Annotated in this window: 8 protein-coding genes; 5 read left to right on the top strand and 3 right to left on the bottom strand. The window is 43.1% G+C overall.

The genetic code is table 11. The features are described 5' to 3' along the window. The first annotated feature begins 223 nt into the window (after positions 1-223). From abuO to ACTL4S_RS15915, 4 genes are all read left to right on the top strand, one after another. On the top strand, positions 224-1,582 hold the full coding sequence (abuO, locus tag ACTL4S_RS15930) for a multidrug efflux outer membrane protein AbuO (RefSeq protein ID WP_441299658.1): 1,359 nt from the start codon (positions 224-226) through the stop codon (positions 1,580-1,582). A 91-nt stretch (positions 1,583-1,673) separates the two neighbouring features. Further along, positions 1,674-2,393: a phosphate signaling complex protein PhoU gene (gene phoU / locus ACTL4S_RS15925; RefSeq protein WP_005108465.1), complete on the top strand. Its 720-nt coding sequence runs from the start codon at positions 1,674-1,676 to the stop codon at positions 2,391-2,393. Between the two features lie 349 nt (positions 2,394-2,742). After that, the gene (locus tag ACTL4S_RS15920) at positions 2,743-4,080 is read left to right on the top strand and encodes a glycosyltransferase family 2 protein (RefSeq protein WP_441299657.1); all 1,338 of its coding nucleotides are present in this window, start codon (positions 2,743-2,745) and stop codon (positions 4,078-4,080) included. Continuing rightward, positions 4,077-5,033, top strand: a complete 957-nt coding sequence (locus ACTL4S_RS15915; protein WP_441299656.1) for a hypothetical protein — start codon at positions 4,077-4,079, stop codon at positions 5,031-5,033. Before ACTL4S_RS15920 ends, ACTL4S_RS15915 begins: the two co-directional genes overlap by 4 nt. Before the next feature lie 93 nt (positions 5,034-5,126). On the opposite strand, the gene ACTL4S_RS15910 is transcribed toward ACTL4S_RS15915, so the two are convergent. Beyond that, entirely contained in the window at positions 5,127-6,929 is a 1,803-nt protein-coding gene (locus ACTL4S_RS15910) for an ABC transporter ATP-binding protein (RefSeq protein ID WP_168730888.1), read from the bottom strand. A 151-nt stretch (positions 6,930-7,080) separates the two neighbouring features. Between ACTL4S_RS15910 and ACTL4S_RS15905 the strand changes: the two genes are divergently transcribed. Further along, the gene (locus tag ACTL4S_RS15905; RefSeq protein ID WP_213686750.1) at positions 7,081-7,701 is read left to right on the top strand and encodes an alpha-ketoglutarate-dependent dioxygenase AlkB family protein; all 621 of its coding nucleotides are present in this window, start codon (positions 7,081-7,083) and stop codon (positions 7,699-7,701) included. 64 nt (positions 7,702-7,765) lie between these two features. Here the strand turns inward: ACTL4S_RS15905 and ruvX are convergent, their stop codons facing one another. Next, positions 7,766-8,209, bottom strand: coding sequence for a Holliday junction resolvase RuvX (gene ruvX / locus ACTL4S_RS15900; RefSeq protein ID WP_148334353.1), 444 nt, complete (start codon positions 8,207-8,209; stop codon positions 7,766-7,768). Beyond that, the gene (locus tag ACTL4S_RS15895; protein ID WP_004281085.1) at positions 8,202-8,756 is read right to left on the bottom strand and encodes a YqgE/AlgH family protein; all 555 of its coding nucleotides are present in this window, start codon (positions 8,754-8,756) and stop codon (positions 8,202-8,204) included. Before ACTL4S_RS15895 ends, ruvX begins: the two co-directional genes overlap by 8 nt. Positions 8,757-9,268: the final 512 nt, after the last annotated feature.

Raw genomic sequence — 9,268 nt, 5'->3', positions numbered from 1 at the left:
CGTTTAATTGGTTTTGGGAAAAAAGAAGAGTTTAAGGAAATTTTGGCAATTTTAAGAAAGCAGAATCCTGATAGGATAAGGGTTCTGTGAAATTTGTCGTGTACAGAGATTAAAAAGTTAATAAAAATCATACGTAAAAATTCAAGAGATCTCTTTAGTATGGCTGAGCTTAAAGCGCCAGAATTTTTTAATCTGAATGGCTGTTAGGGGTTAACACTATAAAATGAAATTAAAACTCAGTGTCATGGCGGGGATATTGGCAAGTAGTCCGGCAGTTTTTGCACTGGATTTGCAAGAAGCCTATGCGCGCGCCCAGCAAAATGACCCGAACTGGCAGGCGAATGTGTTGCAGTATCAGGCCGATCAGCTCAATCTGGGGATTGCCAGCGGCAATTTGCTGCCGACCGTGTCCCTTTCAGGCAATGTCACCCGTAAAAACCAGTCCGTCAACAACTCAGAGTCTGAAGGTTTGCCTGCTGAATTTGGTGAGTTGCAAAGTTCCAGTACAACCAGCCGTCAGGTGGCCTTAACCGCACGCCAACCTTTATTTCGCTGGGATGCCTGGCAAGGTTATAAGCAGGTCAAGACCTCGGTCGAACTCAGTGAAGTCAATCTGCGTCTGCAAAAACAGCAGCATATTTTACAGGTGGCCGAAGCCTATTTTAATGTCTTGCGTCAGCAGTCTTTGACTACGGCTTATTTACAGGAAGAGCAGGCACTGTCTGAGCAGTTACGGATGATGAATGCCAAGCTGAAAGAAGGTCTGGTAGCGCGCAGTGAGGTCAGTGAAGCCAATGCCCAGTATCAAAGTGCCCAGGCCAACCGGATTTCGACTCAAGTTCAGCTGGTACTGGCCCAAGAACAGCTGGCACAATTAATCGGCCCGTATCAGGATAATCTGGCGGTGCTACGCAACGATTTCCAGTTTCAGAAACCGGTTCCAAGTGATATGCAGTCCTGGACCGAATTGGCACAAAGCCAGAATCTGAATATTCTGCAAGCGCGTCTGCAAAAGCGCTATTCTGAAGATGCCAAACGGGTCGAGCAGGCTGCGCTCTATCCGCAGGTCGAAGCGGTCGGAACCTATGGCTATTTAAAACAAAGTCCAGCCACGATCATGTCCAGCAATGGAGATTTCGACCAGATTGGGGTGGAAGTGAACTGGAATGTATTTAGCGGCGGACGCACACAAAAAAGTATCCGTCAGGCCGGTGTCAATGTGCAAAAAAGTGAAGCACAACTGGATGCGGCTATCCGTAAAGCCAATACCGATGTGAAACAGTCTTTTATGCAGGTAGAAACCGATCAGGCCAAACTCAATGCACGTAAAGCTGCGATGGACTCTTCAGAAATTGTCTCACAAGCCTCCAGAGCGCAATATCAGGAAGGCTTAAAAACCATGGTTGATGTATTGCTGGCACAGCGTAATGCCTTTTCTGCCAAGACCGATTATTTAAATGCCAAATATGACTATCTGTTGCATGTGTTGCAATTGCAGGCTTCAGTCGGGCAGTTAACCGAAAAGGAACTGGCAGAACTGAACGCCTGGCTAATTGAATATGATTCGCCTCAGTCTTTATGAGGCTACTATTGTCATCAAACTTTCATCATAGATATGCTTTAATATGATTTATTATTGATCATTGTCCTCTATCGTTCAGGAGTAGCTTTCCTTGTGTCCAAATAATCCTGTATTAAGTCATCACATTTCTTCGCAATTTAATGAAGAACTGCAAGACGTAAATACCAAATTCATGACGATGGGCGGACTGGTAGAACAGCAGGTAGCTAATGCCATTCATGCCCTATTGGACACAGATGTCTCAATGGCAGTAGATGTGCAGTTTCAAGATAATGTCGTCAATCAGATGGAACGAGATATTGATGAAGCGCTGACCCTGATTCTGGCGCGCCGTCATCCTGCCGCGATTGATTTACGTATGGTGCTTGCCATGTCCAAGGCCAATACCGATCTGGAACGGATTGGCGATGAAGCCTCGAAAATAGGCCGAATTGCACAAAGCTTATGTGAAGAGGGCGGCTCACCGCGCGGTTATATGGAAACCCGGCATATTGGCAACCAGGTGCGGGTGATGATTCATGATGCACTGGATGCTTTTGCGCGTCTGGATGTAGATCAAGCTTTGAAGGTCATGTTGGCAGATGCGGATATTGACCGTGAGTATCAATCAGCCACACGTACGCTTATGACTTATATGATTGAAGATCCGCGGCATATCAGTCGTGTCATCAATGTATTATGGGTGCTCCGTTCGCTAGAAAGAATTGGCGATCATGCCCGGAATATTTCGGAACAGGTGATCTATATGGTCAAAGGTTTTGATGTGCGTCATACCAGCGTTGAAGAAATTGAACAAAAAGTTCAGCGTTAAATCTTAAAAAATTAAAATAAAAAGCCTGCAATTTGCAGGCTTTTTTTTAGCTTTAATTAAATGTTTTTTATCAAGTCGGAAGCAAAACAGGTTTTAAAATAATCAAAATTTTTACCGATGAAATTTACAAAAAATGTGATTTAGTTGTCAAAAAATATACAAAATGTATATATAATTATAAAATATGCAGGTTTTTTAGACAAAATAGAGTTTTTCTCCAGAGAAATTATCAGATGGACACATGTGGCGATGTGTATCTAAAGTGATCATCAACCGTTTTTAGCTATCCCATTTTACACCAGATAAACCTGCACAAGTTTTGTGAAATATCATATGTAAGAGAACATTTATGATGATTGATGAAAGTAAAAGAGAAGTTTCTCAAATTTACTTTTCTGTGCGGTTAAAGTTTTTTATCGCACTCTTGGGGGCTTGTTGCTGGACCGCATTTTCAATTTGGATTTCCCAAAACTGGCTGCATGATCTGAGCGGATATATTGGTTATTTTGCAGCGGTTTTCCTGATTTATGGCATTGCCATTATTCCAGGCTTTATGAATTCATTTGCGGCTTTCAGCTTGATGATGGATCGCAGACCCAAGCGGCAGCGATTAGCGTCTTATCCGGGCATTACCATGTTGATTGCTGCCTATAATGAAGCTGCTTCCATAGAAGATACTTTAGTCAGCATTAGTGTGCAAAAATATCCAGGAAGATTGCAGGTTATTGTTATTAATGACGGTTCTCAGGATGACACTGCTGGTATTGTCCGAAAAGCCGAATCGAGATTTCCCTGGCTGACCTTGCTGGATTTAAAGCAAAATGCAGGGAAGGCGCATGCTTTAAATGAAGGACTAAAGCTGACTCAGCATGATTTAGTGATTACCGTTGATGCAGATTCTTATTTACATCGTGTTGCTTTAATCAATATTGTGGAACGCTATGTAGCGGATCCACCCAATACACGTGCGGTTGCGGGTAAAATTCTGGTACGCAATTCTCGTGAAAACATATTAACCAAAACTCAGGAATGGGACTATTTTCTCGGCATTGCAGCGACCAAGCGTATGCAGTCTCTATATCAGGGAACCTTAGTGGCCCAAGGTGCTTTCTCTATTTATGATCGAAACGCCCTAATTGAAGTGGGTGGATGGCCTGAATGTGTGGGCGAAGACATCGTACTTACATGGGCATTATTGAATGCAGGCTATCGTGTTGGACATTGTGAGGATGCCTGTCTATTTACCAATGCACCGACCACACTTAAGGTTTTTATCAAACAGCGTCAGCGTTGGGCACGTGGCATGATTGAGGCATTTATTCAACATCCCACTATTCTAATTAAGCCAAGACTGTCTACGTTTTTTATTTACTGGAATCTGCTTTTCCCTTGGTTGGATATTGCCTTTACCTTTGGCTTTATACCTGGACTCATTCTGGCATGTTTTGGACACTACTGGATCGCGGGTATTATGACCCTAGCTTTATTACCTATGGCATTCTTACTGGGGCTATTAAATTATTCAATTGAACGCAGAATGTTTGATGATCTGGAGCTCAGGGTACGGAAAAACTTCAGTGGTTTTTTCTTGTATGTTCTTGCCTATAGTTTCTTATTGCAACCTGCCAGTATTTTAGGATATTTGGATGAAGTACTGAGAACACGAAAAACATGGGGAACAAAATGAAAAATAACAAAATTGGGATCTATGCGGTTGTTCCTTTGCTTATAGGTATGAATGCAAGCAGCCTGGCCAAGGGATTAGAAGAAAACCTGGCCCAAAGTGAACGTGCGCTTGGAACAGAGTTTTTCTTTAGTGATGATAGTGAAGGCTTTCAAACCCGTAAATTATCAGCGGAATTTTTGCCTCAATATGAACATGCTGATGATTATCTAGGTATACGTGGCAGTGCTTATCAGTATAAAGCTGATGACTGGAGTCGAGATGGTCAAAAGATTTCATTGATTGGACGTAATATTGATTCTGCTACAGCGAATGGCTGGGCTTTGGAGGCAGGTATAGTTGATCAAGGAGATCATACATTATTCACATTTGATGGTAGTTATCGTACGCCACTTGCAGAAAAAACAGCATTAGAAGTTTTTGCCAATCGGGATTGGGTTGAAACTCAGCCTGCTTTGGAGCAGGGAACGAATTTTACCTTTATTGGTGCTGCCTTGGATCAGGGTTTAGGTGAGCATGTCACAGTGGTGGGTGTTGCAGGATCGCAATTTTTTTCAGACGATAATCGCCGTGATCATGGTCGTATCAGACTGATCTATCAGCCTTCTCTGGACTTGGGATTGACGCTTCAGGCCCGATATCGCACCTACCAAAGTAGTGAAGAAGATGTAGGCAGGGAATATTTTAACCCTCAGGATTATCAAGAATCGATGCTGGCCTTAGGTTGGCGTCAGCGTTTTTCCGGCTGGTCAGCTGGTTTAACTGCTGGTTTTGGACGTGAAAAAATTAATCAGGATTCAAGTCAGACCACCCGGTTATTTGAACTGAACTTGCAAAGTCCTGTTCACGGCTCGCAGTTTCTACGTATGAATGCCGGATATAATCGCAGTGCTTCCTTCTATGGGCCGGATTATGATTATCGTTATATCAGGGGTGAATGGATTGTGCAGTTTTAAATCTGGAAGATGAATCTTAATATTGAGCGGTCTTAAAAGACCGCTTTTCTTGTGTAGCAAATTTTTGATTCAGAGAAAGATAATTAATCCATATTAACTATGAGTTTCTTCCTCAGCATCATCTTCAAAAGTTTTGGCAATTTTTTCAATATTCAGGCTTTTGGCCATCGCATCAAAGATTTCCTTATATACGCCTTGCTGATGATAAAGCTGGTCGTGTTCACCATGTTCGGCAATCGTTCCTTCTTTCATCACATAGGTATAATCTGCATCAATAATCTGCGACAGGCTATGCGAAATGATGATCACGGTACGGCCTTGCTTGATCTGGTCCAGACTTTGTTTGATCTGTTCCGTGGCAATTGCATCCAGACTCGCCGTCGGTTCATCCAGAAAAATGATCGGTGGATTTTTCAGGAACATCCGTGCCAAGGCAATCCGTTGCTGCTGGCCGCCAGACAGCATCAAGGCATCGCTGTCATAGCCATCCGGTAACTGTAAAATCTGCTCATGAATCGAGGCTTTTTCTGCCGCCTCAATTACATCTTCCATTGAGGCAGTAGTTTTGCCGTAACGGATATTGTCAAAGATGGTGCCCTGAAAAATATGGTTTTTTTGTAAGACCAGACCAATATGATCGCGTAGATATTGGGTGTCATAATCTTTTAGGTCAATGCCATCCAGTTTGATCTGGCCTTGCTGTGGTTCATAAAATTTATCCAGCAAACTGATCAGGGTGGATTTTCCGGCACCCGATAAGCCCACCAAGGCGGTAATTTTATTGGGACGAATTTCCATATCAATATCTTTCAGGGCATGGTGGCCGTTTGGATAATAAAAATTCACGCCACTCAGTTCAAATTTTCCTTGGACAATCGGTTTCTGCTGACCGCTTTGTTCAATTTCATCATCTGCTTCCAGAATCTTGAAAAAGCTTTCTGAATAGATCATGGCGTCATTTACTTCATCATAAATCCGGTGCAGGGATCGGATTGGGGCAGAGACATTATTAAATAGCAACACATGAAACATGATCATGCCAATACTCATCTGGCCATCCAGCACAAAGTAGGAGGTTAGAATAATGATGAGTACAATCCCGATCTGTTCCAGAAAAGTTTTCAGGCCATCAAACAGGAAACTGGTCTGGCGGGTTTTCATCTGATTGTCGGTCAGTTCACGCTGTAAACCGAGCTGCTTTTCCGATTCAATCGATTCGCGGTTAAAGGATTTGATCACAGTAATCGAGTTGATGATGCTGAGAATGCCCTGACTCTTTTTCTCCCGACCATCGCGAAGACTGCGGCGCCAGCCCCCCAGCTTTTGCGCCTGTTTATAGGTCAACCAGAAATAGATCGGGACAATGGCAGTCGCGACCAGACCGACATAAACATTGGCATAATACATTAACCCCAAAGCCACAATGGCACTGGTAAATAACGGTAAAATATCAATAAAGAAGATCTGAACGAGACGGGTCAGTGAACCAATACCACGGTCAATCCGGGTCTGTAATTTACCGGCCTGATTATTTTCCTGATTAAAAAATTCCAAACGATATTTTAAAAACTTTTCAATAATCCCTTGGGCCAGATCCTGAGAGACAAAAATTCGCAGTTTCTCTCCATAGAACTTCTGCCCGAACTGGACAAAGGCATTAATAATTTCTTTGCCGAGCAAAATTGCCGAAATCGTGATCAGAATATGCCAGCCTTGCTCCAATCCTTGACCGGCTTCGAGTAGCGAATTGATGCTGTCGACCGCATATTGCAAGGTAATGGCATTGACCTGTGCGGTGAATGAGCCAATCAGGGTCAGAATCAGCGTGGCAATCACCAGCAACCGGTAAGGCTGAACAAAGGGACGAAGTTTCTGAAACAGCTGCCATAAGTTCATAAAAGGATTATTTTTATTGTGAAAGTTGAATTCAGTCTAGGCAGGAATCATGCCAGCCACAAGCATAAATGTTGTAGTCATTTGTGAAGAGCAGTTGTAATCCTTTAGGTCGAATGTCAGTATTTTCATGTGGATACTGGATCTGATGGATATGACGCTCGATTTATTTGCACCCCAGCCGCAAGCCAATGTATTACCTTTTGATGGGGTAGTGGAGGATTATGGCCTGATTTTGGATGAGGAACAAAGCCAGCAGTATCTACAGCATTTTCTCAGTCAGCTGGCCTGGCAACATGATGAAGTGCATTTATTTGGCAAGCACCATGTCACCGGTCGCCAGGTGGTCTGGTATGGCGATGAACATTATCAGTATCGTTATTCTGGTACGCTTAAACAAGCTCAGGTATGGACACCCGGATTATTCCGTTTAAAGCAGCATATTGAAATTCTGGTCGGTCATCCCTTTAATTCCTGTCTGGCCAATTTGTATGAAGATGGTTCCCAAGGCTTGGGCTGGCATAGTGATGATGAACCGGCGTTATATACAGGTACTTCTCGGGAAAATGTCATCGCTTCTCTGAGTCTGGGAGCCACCCGCAAAATGAGCTTTAAGCATAAAATTCGCAGTGATAAAGTCGATGTGCTGTTACATAGTGGGCAATTAATTGTGATGCGTGGCGCGACACAGCAACACTGGAAGCACAGTATTAGCAAAACCAGCAAAGTTTTGACACCACGAATTAACCTGACCTTTCGTTATTTTTATCCTTAAGAAGCATTTTGGAGCATAAAAAAGCACCCTGAAGGATGCTGTTTTAAAAAATTTTCAAAACAGATTAAGGCGTGATCCCGGCAGGATGACGATACCAGCTTTCAATCAACAAGGCAGCCGCAATACTGTCGGCAGAGAGTTTCTTGCCGCGACCTTGCGCCTGATAATGATCCAGCTCATCGCGTGCTTCACGGGTGGTCAGACGTTCATCCACCATCCAGGTTTCAATATTGGTCTGATGACGTAAACGGCGGGCAAATTTTCGCGCCCTTGTCGACAGCTCGGATTCACTATCATCCATATTCAATGGCAAACCGACCAGAAATAAATTCGGTTGATGGCTTTTCACGATTTTGAGCAGCTCATCCCAGTTGGGGATACCATCTTTCATGGGAAATAAAGGCAGGGGATTGGCACTTGCAATCAGGGATTGTCCAACTGACATTCCCATTTTTTGTGTACCAAAATCAAACGCCATAATGGTTTGTGGCACGTTTACATCAGGCATGTCCAATCTCGGAAGATAACCAGTTGCGGTCTACGCCCATTTTTTTATAGGCAGCGTCCCAACGGTCGTTATAAGGTAAGTTAAAAATCAGATCCATATCGGAATCACAAATCAGCCAGTCACCACGGGCAATTTCCTGTTCCAGCTGATGCTTGCCCCAGCTGGCATAACCGAGGGCAATCTGATAGCGACCGACACCTTCATTATGCGCAATCGCATCCAGAATATCTTTGGAGGTGGTAATGCAGACATTTTCACCCACGGCAATGGAGGAGTGCCAGGTCGGCTGACCGGTATGTAAGACAAAGCCGGCCTCAGGGCGCAAAGGGCCACCTTGCAATACTTCATGCGGATTGACATTATCTGCTTCAATATCCAGATCATTCAGCAATTCTTTAATTTGAATGCCGGCAGGTCGATTGATAATGATGCCTTGGGCACCATCTTCATCATGACGAGCGAGATAAATGACCGTCTGGGCAAAAAAATCATCATTCGCATGCGGCGGTGCAATCAGACAACGATGTGTCAGAAACTGTTTGGTCACCTGAGCAGTTCTCCCAAAGTCAGTATGCTATGCAGTCTGAAAAAGTGAAGCATGGCCTACGGGCCTAATTGTAATCACTCAAACAGCGGCTTTCTTCCTGCTAGTTATCCCATAAAATGCTTAGGCTGACAACTTGGATATGGGGTAAATCAGGCATGAACAGGTTAAGGCCGGTTTTAAAATTCCTTTTAAAAAGACCTTCAGTGATTTTATTTAAATGATGGGAGGTAGTTTTAAGCGTTTTTTATTTATGCTAAAACAGCCAGATAAACCGAGTAAAAACTTACTTAAATTTTAATAAAAAATATTAAATATATTGTGGTGGAATGATAAATAATAACAATAGATCATTCATGGTTAAAAGTAGACTATATATAGTTTCTTGCTTTTAAATAGAATTTATCGGCTTTGTTGCACAAACCTATCTGTAAAGGCTTTTTCAGCGATATAATTTTCAAATGAAGAAGCCTACACACAAAATCTACCGCACAACCAATTGGCCCGCATATAAC

It is taken from the genome of Acinetobacter lwoffii (genome assembly GCF_052078135.1).
Lineage (GTDB): Bacteria > Pseudomonadota > Gammaproteobacteria > Pseudomonadales > Moraxellaceae > Acinetobacter > Acinetobacter lwoffii_Z.
This window is presented reverse-complemented; position numbering and strand designations above follow the sequence as displayed.

Excerpts from the sequence above, each read along its gene's own strand:
- abuO (WP_441299658.1), top strand. The coding sequence starts at position 224 with ATGAAATTAAAACTCAGTGTCATGGCGGGGATATTGGCAAGTAGTCCG.
- ACTL4S_RS15920 (WP_441299657.1), top strand. The coding sequence starts at position 2,743 with ATGATGATTGATGAAAGTAAAAGAGAAGTTTCTCAAATTTACTTTTCT.
- ACTL4S_RS15915 (WP_441299656.1), top strand. The coding sequence starts at position 4,077 with ATGAAAAATAACAAAATTGGGATCTATGCGGTTGTTCCTTTGCTTATA.
- ACTL4S_RS15910 (WP_168730888.1), bottom strand. The coding sequence starts at position 6,929 with ATGAACTTATGGCAGCTGTTTCAGAAACTTCGTCCCTTTGTTCAGCCT.
- ACTL4S_RS15905 (WP_213686750.1), top strand. The coding sequence starts at position 7,081 with ATGACGCTCGATTTATTTGCACCCCAGCCGCAAGCCAATGTATTACCT.
- ruvX (WP_148334353.1), bottom strand. The coding sequence starts at position 8,209 with ATGCCTGATGTAAACGTGCCACAAACCATTATGGCGTTTGATTTTGGT.